The 14,070-nt window shown below is 71.8% G+C and carries 11 protein-coding genes; 5 read left to right on the forward strand and 6 right to left on the reverse strand.

What is annotated here, in order from left to right:
* Positions 1-41 precede the first annotated feature (41 nt).
* The 3 genes from H3H34_RS06235 to H3H34_RS06245 are packed head-to-tail and all read left to right on the forward strand — an operon-like array spanning position 42 to position 2,688.
* Positions 42-1,448 carry a carotenoid oxygenase family protein gene (locus H3H34_RS06235; protein WP_194744419.1) on the forward strand — a complete coding sequence of 469 codons (1,407 nt, stop codon included), beginning with the start codon at positions 42-44 and terminating at the stop codon, positions 1,446-1,448.
* Positions 1,445-1,897 (forward strand): nuclear transport factor 2 family protein, encoded by a 453-nt coding sequence (locus H3H34_RS06240; RefSeq protein ID WP_194744420.1) that lies wholly within the window; start codon positions 1,445-1,447, stop codon positions 1,895-1,897. The genes H3H34_RS06235 and H3H34_RS06240 overlap by 4 nt, the downstream gene beginning before the upstream one ends.
* Entirely contained in the window at positions 1,894-2,688 is a 795-nt protein-coding gene (locus H3H34_RS06245; protein WP_194744421.1) for an enoyl-CoA hydratase-related protein, read from the forward strand. The genes H3H34_RS06240 and H3H34_RS06245 overlap by 4 nt, the downstream gene beginning before the upstream one ends.
* Here H3H34_RS06245 and H3H34_RS06250 read toward each other — a convergent pair.
* From H3H34_RS06250 to H3H34_RS06260, 3 genes are read right to left on the reverse strand one after another with little or no spacing between them, the layout of a single operon-like run.
* On the reverse strand, positions 2,685-3,365 hold the full coding sequence (locus H3H34_RS06250) for a DsbA family oxidoreductase (protein WP_194744422.1): 681 nt from the start codon (positions 3,363-3,365) through the stop codon (positions 2,685-2,687). The genes H3H34_RS06245 and H3H34_RS06250 overlap by 4 nt on opposite strands.
* Positions 3,365-4,369 carry a zinc-dependent alcohol dehydrogenase family protein gene (locus tag H3H34_RS06255; RefSeq protein WP_194744423.1) on the reverse strand — a complete coding sequence of 335 codons (1,005 nt, stop codon included), beginning with the start codon at positions 4,367-4,369 and terminating at the stop codon, positions 3,365-3,367. The genes H3H34_RS06250 and H3H34_RS06255 overlap by 1 nt, the downstream gene beginning before the upstream one ends.
* A gap of 14 nt (positions 4,370-4,383) precedes the next feature.
* On the reverse strand, positions 4,384-5,226 hold the full coding sequence (locus H3H34_RS06260; protein ID WP_194744424.1) for a class I SAM-dependent methyltransferase: 843 nt from the start codon (positions 5,224-5,226) through the stop codon (positions 4,384-4,386).
* Positions 5,227-5,306: 80 nt separating this feature from the next.
* Here H3H34_RS06260 and H3H34_RS06265 point away from each other — a divergent pair, with 80 nt between their 5' ends.
* On the forward strand, positions 5,307-7,046 hold the full coding sequence (locus H3H34_RS06265; RefSeq protein ID WP_194744425.1) for an N-acyl-D-amino-acid deacylase family protein: 1,740 nt from the start codon (positions 5,307-5,309) through the stop codon (positions 7,044-7,046).
* Positions 6,967-8,340 carry a Coenzyme F420 hydrogenase/dehydrogenase, beta subunit C-terminal domain gene (locus H3H34_RS06270; protein ID WP_194744426.1) on the forward strand — a complete coding sequence of 458 codons (1,374 nt, stop codon included), beginning with the start codon at positions 6,967-6,969 and terminating at the stop codon, positions 8,338-8,340. Before H3H34_RS06265 ends, H3H34_RS06270 begins: the two co-directional genes overlap by 80 nt.
* Here H3H34_RS06270 and H3H34_RS06275 read toward each other — a convergent pair.
* The 3 genes from H3H34_RS06275 to H3H34_RS06285 all read right to left on the reverse strand — a co-directional run bounded on the left by H3H34_RS06275 (position 8,277) and on the right by H3H34_RS06285 (position 13,900).
* The gene (locus H3H34_RS06275) at positions 8,277-9,926 is read right to left on the reverse strand and encodes an acyl-CoA dehydrogenase family protein (protein ID WP_194744427.1); all 1,650 of its coding nucleotides are present in this window, start codon (positions 9,924-9,926) and stop codon (positions 8,277-8,279) included. The genes H3H34_RS06270 and H3H34_RS06275 overlap by 64 nt on opposite strands.
* A 91-nt stretch (positions 9,927-10,017) precedes the next feature.
* On the reverse strand, positions 10,018-11,907 hold the full coding sequence (locus H3H34_RS06280) for a PhoX family protein (protein WP_194744428.1): 1,890 nt from the start codon (positions 11,905-11,907) through the stop codon (positions 10,018-10,020).
* Positions 11,908-11,962: 55 nt separating this feature from the next.
* The gene (locus H3H34_RS06285) at positions 11,963-13,900 is read right to left on the reverse strand and encodes a S9 family peptidase (RefSeq protein WP_207790806.1); all 1,938 of its coding nucleotides are present in this window, start codon (positions 13,898-13,900) and stop codon (positions 11,963-11,965) included.
* Positions 13,901-14,070: the final 170 nt, after the last annotated feature.

The raw sequence follows: 14,070 nt of genomic DNA on the forward strand, positions 1-14,070 counted from the left end.
CGCCCTCGAGGAAGCGCCCCGGCGGCGCCAGCGGAGGCCCCATGACCCAGCCCTTCCCCGACCACCCCTATCTCACGGGCTACTACCAGCCCTTCGGCGCCGAAATGGACGCCCCCGACCTCGTCATCGAGGGCAGGCTCCCGGAAGGCCTCGCGGGCACTTTCTACCGCAACGGGCCCGACCCGCTTCACCCGCCCAGGGAGGGGGACCGCTACCATGTCTTCGACGGCGACGGCATGGTCTACGCCATCCGCATCGGCGATGGCCGCGCCTCCATGAAGAACCGCTATGTCCGCACCCGCAAGTATGAGCTGGAGCGCGCCGCCGGACGCCGCCTGTTCGGCGTGTTCGGCAACCCGCGCTTCAATGACCCGTCGGTGAGCCCGATGGAGTACAACACGGCCAACACCCACATCTGGCCCCACGCCGGCGCCCTCTATGCACTCATGGAAGGCTGCCCGCCAACCGCGATGGACCCCGACACCCTCGAGACGAAGGGCTACGAGACCTTCGGCAACACGGTGACCGGCCCGTTTACCGCCCACCCCAAGACCGACCCGGCCGATGGCGCCATGCACGCCTTCGGCTGCGGGGCGAAGGGCCCGGGCTCGACCGCCATCCGCTACGACATCGTCGATGCGCACGGCGCCAAGCGCCACACCGCCTGGCTCGACCAGCCCTATGCCTCGATGATGCACGACTTCGCGCTGACCGAGCGCCACGTCGTCTTCCCGTGCCTGCCCGTCACCATCTCGCTCGAGCGGGCGATGCAGGGCCTTCCCGTCGCTGCCTGGGAAGATGGCAAGCCCGCCGCCTTCGGCATCATGGCGAAAGGCGGCAACGGCGGCGACGAGGTCCGCTGGTTCGAGACCGACCCCACCTTCGCCTTCCATGTCGCCGGCAGCTTCGACGACGGGCAGGACATCGTCATCGACGTCGCCGGCTCGAAGCGCGCGCCGCTCATGCCCTCCGCGGACGGCACGCTCCCCTCGCACCAGGACACCCGCTTCACCTTGAAGCGCTGGCGGATCGGCGGCAACGGCAATTTCCGCGAGGAGGAGGTGGACGGCCTCGACATCCAGTTCCCGCGCATCGATGACCGGGTGCAGGGCCGCCGCTACCGCAAGGCCTTCGTCAACGGCACGGCGCGGCCCACCGCCGGCCGGATCGACGGCTTCGACATGATCGCCGCGATCGACGTCGAGACCGGCCGGCGCGACGGCTTCTCCTTCGGCGAGGGCGCCTACTGCGGCGAGCCCGTGTTCGTGGCCGACGGGCCCGGCGAAGGCGAGGGCTGGCTCCTTGCCCTGGTGTGGGACAGCCAGAAGAACGCAAGCTTCCTTGCCGTGCTCGATGCCAGGAACGTGGCCGCCGGGCCGGTCGCGAAGATCCACATGCCGGCGCGCGTGCCGGGCGGCTTCCACTGCCACTGGCGGCCGGCGGCATGAGCGGGCACGACACGGGCGGGGACGGCATGACAGAGGCGGACCGCGCGAACCTTGCAACCGCCAGGCGGCTCTACGAGGCCGCGGCCCGGGGCGACTGGGCGGCAGCCGAAGCCGAGCTTCATGAGGCACTCGAGATCCACGAGGCCGAGTCGATGCCCTACGCCGGCGTCTACCGCGGCCGCGATGCGCTCCAGCGCCTCTCGGCCATCGTGTACGGCTATTGGCCGGGCACGCGGGTCGAGCGGCTCGGCATGGCCGCCGGCGACGGCCGGGTCGTCGTCTTCTTCCGGATGCTGATCGACGCGCCGGACGGCCCCCTCGCCCACGACATCGTGGAAGTGAACGAGTTCCGCGACGGCAAGGTCGCCGTCATCAGGCCCTTCTACTGGGACACGGGCGCGATGGCCGCGCTCGCCCGCCGCTTGGCACAACAGGGAGATCAGCATTGACCAAGCCCGAATCGGTCGGCCGCGAAGTTCTCTACGAGGTGGTGGACGGCCATGTCGGCCTCGTCCGCCTGAACCGGCCCGACAAGCGCAACGCCGTCAACGGCGACGTCGCTGAGGCGCTCGACTGGATCGTCAAGGCAACCGAGGCCGACGAGGCGGTCCGGGTCGTCATCCTCGGCTCCACGTCTGATGGCGCCTTCTCCGCAGGTGCCGACCTCGCCGAGATCTCCAAGGGCCGCGGCCACCTCCTCGGCACGAAGGACGGCGGCTTCGCAGGCCTCGCCCAGGCGGCCCGCACCAAGCCGTGGATTGCCGCCGTCAATGCGCCGGCCCTCGCCGGCGGCTGCGAGATCGCCCTTTCCTGCGACATGATCGTCGCAGCCGAGACGGCGCGCTTCGGCCTGCCCGAAGTGAAGCGGGGGCTTTACGCGGGCGCCGGCGGCGTCTTCCGCCTCACCCGCCGGCTGCCGATGAGCATTGCGCTCGAGCTCGTCGCAACGGGGGACCCCATCGATGCGCCGCGCGCCTACGCGCTCGGGCTCGTCAACCGGCTGGTGCCGGCAGAGAAGGTGCTCGACGAGGCGATGGCCCTGGCCAAGGCGATCATGGCGAACGCGCCCCTGTCGGTCCGGGAGTCGCTCAGGGTTGCGCGGATGAGCTTCGACCACCCGGAATCCGAGCTGTGGCAGGTCTCGAAGGCGGTCTCGGCGCGCGTCTTCGCGTCGGAGGACGCGCGGGAAGGCCCGCTGGCCTTCCTCGAGAAGCGCGCGCCGGTCTGGAAGGGCCGCTAGGCAGCCGCGCCCGGCACCCCATCCGGGAGGAAGCGCGGCAGCACCCGGCGGAACCACTCCACCCCCTGCGCGCCCATCGCAAGGCCCCGTTCGCCGAGGATGAAGGCCGGAACCCCGGTCACCCCCATCTCGGCGAAGCGGGCCTCGAGGCTGGCGACGGCATCGGCGAACCGGCCCGAGGCGAGCACGGCGGCGGCTTCCGCCCGGTCGAGCCCGGCGGCGTCTGCGGCATCGGCCAGCACGCCATGGTCGGCGAGGTTCGCTCCCTGCCCGAAGTGGGCGTCAAAAAGGGCGAGCGCGAGCGCCGTCTGCCTGCCCGTGTCGCGCGCCCAGAACAGCAGCCGGTGGGCGTCGCGCGTGTTCCACATGCGGGCCGGAACCCCGGGCCGGAAGGCCACGCCCACCCCGGCGGCCACGTCCGCCATGGCCGCGCGCGTCTCGGCCATCCGCTCGGCGCTCGCGCCATATTTGCGGGCGATGTGGCTGGCCACCTCCTCGCCCTCGGGCGGCATTCCGGGATTGAGCTCGAACGGGTGCCAGCGGAGGTCGGCCTCGACCCCGAGGTCGGCGAGCGCTCTCTCCAGCTGGCGGAAGCCGATGAGGCACCAGGGGCACACCACGTCGGAGACGATGTCGACGCGCAGCACGCGCGGCCCTTCCCCGCCCGGCGCGGCCATCAGATGTCCACCACGATCTTGCCGAAGTGCGCGCCCGACTCCTGGTGGCGGAAGGCCGCGCCCAGCTCGGCGAGCGGGAAGTGCCGGTCGATCACGGGCCGGATGCCGTTCGCTTCCACCGCCTTCACCATGTCCTGCTGCTCGCGCCGGGTGCCGACCGTGATGCCGATGAGCCGCACCTGCTTGGCCATCAGCTGCACCGTCGGCACGGGGCCCGCATAGCCGGCGAGCACGCCGATGAGCGAAATATGCCCGCCGATCCTGACGGCCGCGATCGATTCCGGAAGCGTCCCTGCCCCGCCGATCTCGACCACATGGTCCACCCCGCCTCCGGTCAGCCTTGCTGCCGCCTGCCCCCAGTCGGGCACGGCCCTGTAGTTGAGGAGATGGTCGGCCCCCAGCGCTTTCAGCCGCTCGAGCTTGGCGTCGGAGGAGGAGGTGGCGATGACCGTCGCACCCGCGGCCTTCGCGAACTGGAGCGCGAAGATGGAAACGCCGCCGGTCCCCTGCACCAGCACCGTGTCGCCGGGCTTGATGCCGCCCTCGGTCACCAGCGCCCGCCAGGCGGTGAGCCCGGCGCAGGTGAGAGTGGCCGCCTCGGCGTGGGACCAGCCCTTCGGCGCACGGGTGAAGGCGGTGGCGGGCGCCACCACCTCCTCGACTGCATAGCCGTCGGCCCCGTCGCCAGGCACGCCGGCGAAACCCCCGGGAATGGCGCGCCCGTCGAGCCAGTTGGGGAAGAAGGTCGAGACCACGGCGTCGCCCACGGCAAACTCGGTCACGCCCTCGCCCACTGCCACCACTTCGCCCGCCCCGTCCGACAGGGGGATCCGCCCGTCGGGAGTCGGGATGCCGCCCACAACCACGATGTAGTCGTGGTAGTTCAGGGACGAGGCGCGGATCCGGACGCGGATCTCGCCCTTCCCCGGCGCGCCCGGGTCCGGCACCTCCTCCAGCCGGAGACTGTCGATTCCTGCCGGGTGCCGCAGCCGCATCGCCTTCATCTGATCCTCCCTCCTCAGGCCCTTGCCGTCACGATCCAGACTGCGCCGGGCAGCCACACGGCGCCGTCGCGCACATGGGGGGCGAGCGCGTCCCTGACCGCGCCTTCCACCTTCGGCGCCAGCTCCGGCTCCTCGCGCAGCACCGCCCCCAGCGGCCCCACCTTCAGCATGAGCGCCACCGTGGTATCGAGGTCGTTGCCGCCGATCTCGGCGTCATGGGGCCGGATCGCGAGCCCGGCAAACCCCGCCGCGCCGAGAATGGCCTCAAGGCGCGCCGGGTCGGCGAGGGCGAAGGGCCCCGGCGCCTCCGGGTCGGGCGGCGGCATGGGCGGCAGCAGCGGCATGGCCGCTGCCAGCGGCACCCGCATCCAGCCATTCTCGGCGAGCGCCCGCCAGCACACGAAGGCCAGCCGCCCGCCCGGCCTGAGTGCCCGGCGGATGTTGGCGAAGGCCTCGACCGGCTGGTCGAAGAACATGACCCCGAAGCGCGAGAAGGCAGCATCGAACCCGCCGTGGTCGAAGGCGTGGGTCTGCGCATCGGCCTCGACGAAGCGGAGATTGGCAACGGCAGCGCCGCGCGCCTCGGCGATGGCAAGGAGCGGCCGCGAGACATCGACGCCGACCACCCGGCCAGACGGCCCCACGGCTTCGGCAAGCGCCAGGCTCGTCGCGCCTGCCCCGCAGCCCACGTCCAGGACGCGCTCGCCCGGCCGGGGGCCGAGCGCCGCGAGCGCCGCTTCGCCCAGCGGCAGGATCTGCCGCTCGAGCGCCTCGACGGAGCCCGCCCAGGCCGCCCCGCCAGCCTCGTTCCAGAAGGCGATCTGCGCCGCGTTCGGCCCTGCCTCGTCGTCCTCCATGCGCCGCTCCCCATTTTCGCCAGCGACCGGCCGGCACAGGCGTGCTAGTCTCAAGACGAACGGGAGCGGGAGAGCAAGCCATGCACGATCTGGTCATCCGCGGCGGAACGGTGGTGGACGGCACCGGAAAGCCGGCCTTCGCGGCCGACGTCGCGATCGACGGCAGCCGCATCACCGCGGTGGGTACGAACCTCGGCCGTGGCCGCGAGGAGCTCGATGCGAAGGGCCTCGTCGTCGCCCCCGGCTTCGTCGACATCCACACCCACTATGACGGCCAGGCCACCTGGGACCCGGAGATGGCCCCGTCGGCCTGGCACGGGGTCACCACCGTCGTCATGGGCAATTGCGGCGTCGGCTTCGCGCCCGCCCACCCGGATCGGCACCAGTGGCTCATCGGGCTCATGGAAGGGGTGGAGGACATTCCCGGCACCGCGCTTGCCGAGGGCATGACGTGGGACTGGGAGAGCTTCCCCGAATATCTCGATGCGCTCGAGAAGCTGCCGCGCACGGTCGATGTCGGCACCCACGTGCCCCACGGCGCGGTCCGCGCCTATGTGATGGGCGAGCGCGGAGCCCGGAACGAACCGCCGACCGAGACCGACATCGCCCGCATGGCGGCGATCGTCGAGGAGGGCCTGCGCGCCGGCGCGCTCGGCTTCTCCACCTCGCGCACCATCCTCCACAAGTCGGTGGATGGCGAGCTGGTGCCCGGCACCACCGCCACGCCGGAGGAGCTCCTCGGCATCGGCCGCGCGATGGGCCGGGTGGGCCATGGCGTCTTCGAGATGGCCTCCGATCTCCGCCGCGAATGGAACGAGTTCGAGTGGATGGGCCGGCTCTCGCGCGAGACCGGGCTTCCCGTCACCTTCGCCGCGCTCGAGAGCCCGGCCAAGGAGCTGCCGCTTGCCGAGCAGCTCGCCGCCATGGAGGCCGAGAATGCGAAGGGCGCGCGCATCGTCGCGCAGATCGCGCTGCGTGCCACCGGCATCCTCATGAACTGGCGCGGCACCGTCCACCCCTTCCTCTTCAAGCCCGCCTGGGCCGAGATCGCCCCGCTCCCCTGGGAGGGGAAGCTCGCGCGCTTGCGTGACCCCGCCTTCCGCGCCCGCATGATCGCCGAGGAATCGGTCTTCCCCGAGACCGACGTGGCGGGCCTCCTCATGATCGTGGCCGGCGGCTGGTTCCTCCAGTATCGCATGGGCGAGGGCTTCGACTACGAGCCGCCCCGTAGCGAAAGCCTCGCCGCGCTGGCCGCAGCGCAAGGGCGTTCGGGCGCCGAAGTCGCCTACGACCTCCTCATGGAAGAGGAGGGCAACGGTTTCATCTACCTGCCCCTCCTCAACTATGCCGACGGCAATCTCGACTTCCTCGAGCCCGTCATCCGCCGCGCCGACACGGTCAATTCGCTTTCCGACGGCGGCGCCCACTGCGGCACCATCTGCGATGCCGCCTCCCCCACCTTCCTCCTCCAGCACTGGGTGCGCGACCGGAAGTCCGGCCGCATCCCGCTCGAGCTTGCCATCCGCCGCCAGTGCCACGACACCGCCCGCCTCTACGGCCTCGACGACCGCGGCGTCATCGCACCCGGCATGCTCGCGGACCTCAACGTGATCGACCTCGACCGGCTGAAGCTGGGCCGGCCCTGGCTCGCCTTCGACCTTCCCGCGGGCGGCAAGCGCCTGCTCCAGAAGGCCGAGGGCTATGTCGCCACCCTGAAGTCGGGGGTGGTGACCTTCCGCGATGGCGCGCCAACGGGCGCCCGGCCCGGCAGGGTCATCCGCGGTCCGCAGCGCGGGCCCATGGCACTCGCCGCCGAGTAGGGGCGACGGGCTGGCACGCGGGGACGCGCGCGAGGGGCTCGCGACGCCGGCGTTCCGGCCGGCGCCGCACCGCGCGCTCTGCACCGACTGCGGCGTCTCGCGCCTTGCCAACCCGAGGGCCTGCGCGAGCGCCTGCCAGTTCATCCGCCCCGACTATGCCGCATCCGAACGCGCGGTCCATGGCCGGGCGCGCGACACGTCGACGGACGAACTCTTCTTCGGCCCGGTCCAGGCCATGCACCGCGCCCGCCTGAAGGCGCCGCGGCCCGGCGCGCAGTGGACGGGGATCACCACCCGCATCGCCGAGCGCCTGCTCGAGACCCGCGCCGTCGATGCCGTGCTCGCCATGGTTCCCGACCCTGCCGACCGCTGGAAGCCGGTGCCCGCCCTCATCACCGAGCCGGCCGCCATGGCGGCGGCGCGCGGCATGCGCATGGGCTACGCGCCCCTCCTCGCCCTCCTCGAGCCGGCACGCGATCGCGGCCACCGCCGGCTCGCCGTCATCGGCATCCCCTGCCAGGTCCATGCGCTCCGGAAGATCGAGGCCGGCTTCGGCTTCGAGGCGATCTTCGTGATCGGCACCCCCTGCTCCGACAACACCACCACCGAAAGCTTCCACCGCTTCCTCGCCCTCCTGTCGCCAAGGCCCGAGACCATCTCCTACCTCGAGTTCCGCGCCGACATGATGGTCGAGCTCCGCTTTGACGACGGCCGGAAGACGCTCATCCCCTTCCTTGAGCTGCCGATCGCGGACTTGCCGGCCGACTTCTTCCCGCTCACCTGCCGCACCTGCGTCGACTACACCAACGCGCTCGCCGACTTGACCGTCGGCTACATGGGCGGCGAGGGCGAGCAGTGGCTCCTCGTCCGCAACAGCCGCGGCGCCGAGCTGCTTGCGCTCCTCGGCGACGAGATCCTCCTCTCGCCCGTGACCGACCGGGGCGACCGCATCCCCCATGTGAAGGCCTTCCTCGAGAACACGCGCCGCGCGGCCGGCGGGCTCCCCCTGCGCCGGATGCCGAAGTGGCTGCGCCCGCTCGTCGGCCGGCTCATGCCCCGCTTCGCGCCGAAGGGCCTCGAATTCGCCCGTGCGCGGGTCGAGATGAAGGCGATCGAGACGCTCCTCCACCTTGAGCGCCACGCGCCCGCAAAGATGCGCCACATGGTTCCGCCCCATGTCCGCGCCATCGCCGCCCGCTACGGCCTCAGGTCGCCGCAGGCGGCAGCCGGTCAGCCCGGCACCACCGCCTCGACAAGCGCCCGGGCATCCGCCGCGGGCACGCCGGCGCCGTAGAGCGCGGGCCTGGCATCGGCCGAGAGCCGGCCGGCGCACCAGGCGGCCGCGAGCCGCTCCTCCCCGAGCCGGACCAGCGCGGCGGCCACCAGTGCCAGCGCAAGATCGATGACGAAGGCGCGCGCCGTCCCCTCGTGGAGCGCTCCGGGCGCCCGCCACGCGGCCAGCCGCTCGAGGTGCGCCGCACCCGCCGGGTGGAGGCCGGCAAGCCCGGCAAGCTCGGCCTCGACTGCCGCGAGGCTCTCCGGCTCCCGGCCGATCGCCCGGAGCACGTCGAGCGCGATGACGTTGCCCGAGCCTTCCCAGATCGCGTTGAGCGGAGACTGGCGGAACAGCCGCGGCATCGGCCCTTCCTCGACATAGCCTGCGCCGCCCAGGCACTCCATCGCCTCCGCCACGAAGCCCGGCTGCCGCTTGCACAGGAAGAACTTGGCAACCGGCGTGGCGAGCCGCGCGAAGACGGCAGCGCGCTCGTCGCCCCGGGCAGCGTCGGCGAAGGCGGCCGCCAGCCGCAGCGCGAGCGCCGTCGCCCCGGCGCTTTCGAGCGCGAGGTCGGCGAGCACGGCGGTCATCGCCGGCTGGTCCACCAGCCGCTTCTGGAAGGCGGAGCGGTGGCGGGCGTGCCACACCGCCTCGACGAGCGCGGCCCGCATCCCGGCGGCAGAGCCGGCGACGCAATCGAGCCGGGTCTCCTGCACCATGCCGATGATCGTGGGAATGCCGCGCCCCGCCTCGCCCACCTGCCAGGCGAAGGCGCCGTGATACTCGATCTCGGAGCTCGCGTTGGACCGGTCGCCGAGCTTGTCCTTGAGGCGCATGACGTGGAAGGCGTTCCGGCTGCCGTCGGGCCGCCAGCGCGGCACGAGGAAGCAGGTCAGCGCATCGTCCAGCCGGGCGAGCGTCAGGAAGGCGTCCGACATCGGTGCCGAGCAGAACCACTTGTGCCCGACGAGACGGACGCCCTCGCCATCGGGCTCGGCCACCGTGGTGTTGGCGCGCACGTCCGAGCCGCCCTGCTTCTCGGTCATCGCCATGCCGAGCGTCACGCCGGCCTTGTCCGAAGCCGGCAGGGCGCGCGGGTCGTAGCGCCGGGCGAGGATGCGCGGCAGGAAGGCCGCGGCAAGGTCGGGCGCGTGGCGGAGCGCGGCGACTGCCGCATGGGTCATCGACATGGGGCAGACGACGCCCGCATCCGCCTGAGTCATGAGATAGAGGAGCGTCGCGTGGAGCAGGTGCCCGCCGTCCTCCTCCCAGGCGGCCGAGGAGACCCCGCCCTCGAGCCCCAGCGCCATCAGCCGGTGGTAGGCCGGGTGGAACTCCACCTCGTCGAGGCGGTGGCCGTAGCGGTCGAACGCCCGGAGCTGCGGCGGGTTGGCGTTGGCAAGGCGCGACTCCTCGCGCACCTCGGCCGCCCCGCAGGCGCGGGCGAAGGCCCCGATCCGCTCCCGCCAGCGCGCCCCGCCGAAGGCGGCGAGCCCGCGGGCCAGCACGGGGTCGCCCTCCAGCAGATCCTCGTCGCCGCGCGGCGGCGGCTGGTTGAACACCTCGTGGGTCGCAAGGCGCGCGTGCGGGCGAAGCGGGTGCATGGGCTCTCCTGCCCGACGGCCCATGCGCCCGCGCGGCGCCGCGGGCAACCCCCGTCGACGCCCCACCCCGGACGGGACGCTGCGACGGCCGCTAGGCCCCGATCACGCCCCCGTCCGCGCGCTCCACCACCACGACCGAAGGCCGGGGCGGCATGTCGGGCTGGAAGTCCGGCCAGCGCGTCGCCGGGTCGTGGAAGGTCGACTCGCGCGCAAAGGGCGCCCATTCCTTCGTGCCGTCGGCGCCCGGGTGCTGCACCGAGAGGAAGAGGGTGCGCCCGCCGCGGGCGAAGCGTGGCCCGCACAGCTCGGCGCCGACAGGCACGCGGAAGAACATCCGCCCCACTCCGCGTTCGGGGCCCTCGGTGCCGAGCGCCCAGAGGCCGTCGGCCGTGCCGGTCAAGGGCCAGGCATTCCCCTGGTCGGAGGCGACCCACAGCCGCCCCATCGGGTCGAACGCGCAGTTGTCGGGCGAGGCGAACCAGCCATTCGCCGACGTGCCCGCCCCCCAGCGCGCGCCTGCTGCCGGGTCCGCAGGCGGCCCGCAGAGCACCAGCATCTCCCAGCCGAAGCGGTCTGCGGCATGGTCGCCGCCCGGCGCCACCAGCTCCAGGATCTGGCCATAGGCATTGGCGAGCCGCGGGTTCGCCGGATTCGGCGCAGTCCGGTCGCGGTTGTTGGTGAGCATCACGTAGACGCGCCCGTTGGTGGGGTGCGCCTCCACATCCTCCGGCCGGTCCATCGGGGTCGCACCCACGAGGTCGGCGGCGCGGCGCGCCTCGATCAGCACGTCGGCCTGCGAGCGGAAGCCGTTGGCCGGCGTCAGCGGCCCCTCGCCGAAGACGAGCGGCCGCCAGTCGAGCCCGCTCTCGTCGAACACGGCAACCGAAAGCACGCCCTCGTCGAGCAGCCGTCGGTTCGCACGCCGGTCGCGCGAGACCCGCCCTTTCGAGACATAGCGGTAGAGATATTCGTTGCGCGCGTCGTCGCCCATGTAGATGACAAGCCGGCCGTCGCCGTTCACATGGGTCTCCGCGCCCTCGTGCGAGAAGCGGCCCAGCGCCGTCCGCTTCACTGGCATGGCGCGGGGGTCGAGCGGGTCCACCTCCACCACCCAGCCGAAGCGGTTGGCCTCGTTCGGCTCCCGGCCCATGTCGAAGCGCGCGTCGAACCGGCCCCAGGGGTAGCGGTCGCCACGGCCGCCAAGGCCGTAGCGGCGGAAGGCCCCGGCCTCGGGATGTCCTTCAGGGAGCGTCCCGGTGAAGTAGAACTGGAAATTCTCCTCCGCCGTCAGATAGGTGCCCCAGGGCGTCATCCCCCCGGCGCAGTTGCCGAAGGTGCCGATGACCCGCGTGCCAGACGGGTCGGCGGCGGTCCTGAGGCGCTCATCCCCGGCGGCGGGGCCGGAGATGGCAATGGCGCTGTTCCAGGCCCTGACCGCCCGGTTGCGCGGCGAGACCCGATGCCGCCAGCCGTCCGGCCCGCGCTCCACCTCGACGACCGAGCAGCCGGTTGCCGCCTGCTCGAGCGCGGCGTGGCGCGCGGTGTAGCGCGCCGGATCGAACCGGCCGGCCGCGTCGAACAGGTCCGGGAACATGAGGGTCGGGATGGTGTATTCGTGGTTGACGCAGAGCAGCATCCGCTCGCGCCCGCCCCGGTCGGCGAGCGGAAGCACGCCGATGAAGTCGCAGTTCATCCCGAACTGGCCCATCTGCGCCTCGGGCGTCTGTGCGCCCGGCGCGAAGGCGGGCGCACCGGGCAGGATCGGGTCCCCCCAGCGCAGCAGCACGCGCGCCACATGGCCCGGCGCCACATGGTGGGTTGCGTCCACGCCGTGGGCGATCTCGTCGAAGCGGAACGGCGGCACCGCACTCCCGGCCGCCACCCCGGGCGCCGTCGCAAGGAACCCCGCCGCTGCCGCTCCGCCGAGGAAGCCCCGCCGGCTCAGCCGGGCCTCCACGATCTCCGCCAGATGTCGCCTCATGACGCCGCCCTATGGCGGACTCCCGTGAACCTCCAGTGACAGCCGGTCGCGCGCCTCAGCGTGCCGCAAGCGCCTCCTTCAGGCCCGGCGCGAACTCCGCCCCGTGCGGCACCTGGGCCGAAGAGGCCACAACCGTGGCCCCGATCGGCTCGGCGCGCCCGCCGACGCAGGCCTCCAGGAAATTCTCGGTGATGGCCATGAAGGCGATGTTGTTCGCCGGCACGGCAAAGCCATGGCCTTCGTCCGGGAACAGCACATAGGTCACGGGAATGTTCTTCGCCTCCATCGCCGCGACGATCTGGTCGCTCTCGGCCTGCTTCACGCGCGGGTCGTTCGCCCCCTGCCCGATCAGCAGCGGCCGCTGGATGCGGTCGGAGTAGGTCAGCGGCGAGCGCTCCTTCAGCCACGCCTGGCCCTCGGGCGTTTCAGGATCGCCCATGCGCGCGATCAGCTGCTTCCTGAACGATTCCCAGTAGGGCGGCACGGTCGACAGCAGGGTCATGAGGTTCGACGGGCCCACGATGTCGACGCCGCAGGCAAACTCGGTCGGCGTGAAGGCAAGACCGGCAAGCGTCGCATAGCCGCCGTAGGAACCGCCCATGATCGCCACCCGCTTCGGGTCGGCCACCTTGCGATCGACCGCCCACTTCACCGCATCGAGCAGGTCGTCGTGCATCTTCCTGCCCCACTCGCCATCGCCGGCGCTGGTGAAGGCCTTGCCGAAGCCGGTCGAGCCCCGGAAGTTCACCTGCAGCACGGCATAGCCTCGGTTGGCCAGGAACTGCACGTCGCGGACATACCCATAATGGTCGCGCGCCCAGGGCCCGCCATGCACCAGCAGCACCATCGGCAGCGGCTCTTTCGGCGGATCGCCCGCGCCCACCGGCAGCGTCAGGTAGGACACCAGCGTCCTGCCATCGCGCGCGCGGATCTCGACCGGCTGCATGGGCGCCAGCGGAAGCCCGACCAGCTCGGGCCGGCTCACGAACATCAGCGAAAGCGTGCCCGCCTTTCGGTCGTAGAGATAGGTGGCCGAAGGCTTGTCGGAATTATCGGCCTGCACCGTCCAGCGATCGTCGGCATCGGTGCGCGACCGCAGCAGCCAGTTGCCAAGCTGCCCGTTGAGGCGATCGATATCGGCCCTGACGGCCGGGTCGAGCACCTTCCACTCGGGCTTGAGGTACGTGAAGGACACCGCCTCGAGCCTGCCCGACGTCGGATTCACCAGCGCGAGATCGACGTCGGCGCGGGGATCTTCCGCCAGCAGCTTCATCCGGCCCGTCGCAAAGTCCATGGCAAAGGCGGCCGCCGTGTCGCGCTTGCGGCTGTCGAGCCAGTAGAGCGTCCTGCCATCGGCCGTGAAGTTCAGCGGCCGGGTCGTCTGGCTGTCGTCCAGCCCGTGGGACAGGAAAGGCTTTGCCTCCACCGTCGTGCCGCTCATGCGGAAATAGTCCTGCCCGCCCTCGCGGTTGGGCCCGATCGCCACCCGCAGGTTGAGGTCGTCGTCGGCGATGAAGCCGGCATAGCCGTCGTTCTGCATCACCAGCGTCAGCTTGCCCGACTTCAGGTCCAGCGAATGCACGTCGTGCCAGCGCGGGTCGCGGGTGTTGAGGCCGACGAGGATGCGGTCCTTCAGCCGGTGCGAAGTGCCGACGACAAGCGCCCGGGTCTTCGGGAAGGGCGTGAAGTCGCGCGCCGGCCCGCCAGCCACGGGCACGCCGTAAAGGTGGAAATCCTCGTCGCCGCCGCTGTCGTTCACATAGAGGATCATCGAGCTGTCGGGCGCCCAGAAGTGCTGGAGGATGGGGCGCACCTTCTCCGCCGTCAGCACGCGCGCCTTCCCGGGCGCATCGACGGGCGCCACCCAGACGTTGAGGACGCCCTCCGACGGCGCGATCCACGAGAGCCACCGGCCGTCGGGCGAGATCAGGCCCTGCGCCCTGGTCGGGTTGCCGAACAGCCGCGCACGTTCAATGAGGGGAGTCTCGTCCATTCGGGCTCCGGACGACTGGGCAGGCAGGGCATGGGAGGCGAGGGCAGCGGCGAGCAGGACTGCCCCGGCAAGACGCAGGCTCCGCAAGGGGCTCTCCCAGGTCTGGCACGCCGGCCCCCATGAGCCGGGTGCAGCCGCCGGCATAGCGATGCCCGAGGAGAGGCTCAAGG

This window comes from Thermaurantiacus tibetensis (assembly GCF_015354055.1).
Classification (GTDB): Bacteria; Pseudomonadota; Alphaproteobacteria; order Sphingomonadales; family Sphingomonadaceae; genus Thermaurantiacus; species Thermaurantiacus tibetensis.

Bases quoted from the DNA above. Each gene is read 5' to 3' on its own strand.
- H3H34_RS06235 (WP_194744419.1), top strand. From the start codon at position 42: ATGACCCAGCCCTTCCCCGACCACCCCTATCTCACGGGCTACTACCAG.
- H3H34_RS06240 (WP_194744420.1), top strand. From the start codon at position 1,445: ATGAGCGGGCACGACACGGGCGGGGACGGCATGACAGAGGCGGACCGC.
- H3H34_RS06250 (WP_194744422.1), bottom strand. From the start codon at position 3,365: ATGGCCGCGCCGGGCGGGGAAGGGCCGCGCGTGCTGCGCGTCGACATC.
- H3H34_RS06255 (WP_194744423.1), bottom strand. From the start codon at position 4,369: ATGAAGGCGATGCGGCTGCGGCACCCGGCAGGAATCGACAGTCTCCGG.
- H3H34_RS06260 (WP_194744424.1), bottom strand. From the start codon at position 5,226: ATGGAGGACGACGAGGCAGGGCCGAACGCGGCGCAGATCGCCTTCTGG.
- H3H34_RS06265 (WP_194744425.1), top strand. From the start codon at position 5,307: ATGCACGATCTGGTCATCCGCGGCGGAACGGTGGTGGACGGCACCGGA.
- H3H34_RS06270 (WP_194744426.1), top strand. From the start codon at position 6,967: ATGGCGCGCCAACGGGCGCCCGGCCCGGCAGGGTCATCCGCGGTCCGC.
- H3H34_RS06275 (WP_194744427.1), bottom strand. From the start codon at position 9,926: ATGCACCCGCTTCGCCCGCACGCGCGCCTTGCGACCCACGAGGTGTTC.
- H3H34_RS06280 (WP_194744428.1), bottom strand. From the start codon at position 11,907: ATGAGGCGACATCTGGCGGAGATCGTGGAGGCCCGGCTGAGCCGGCGG.
- H3H34_RS06285 (WP_207790806.1), bottom strand. From the start codon at position 13,900: ATGGACGAGACTCCCCTCATTGAACGTGCGCGGCTGTTCGGCAACCCG.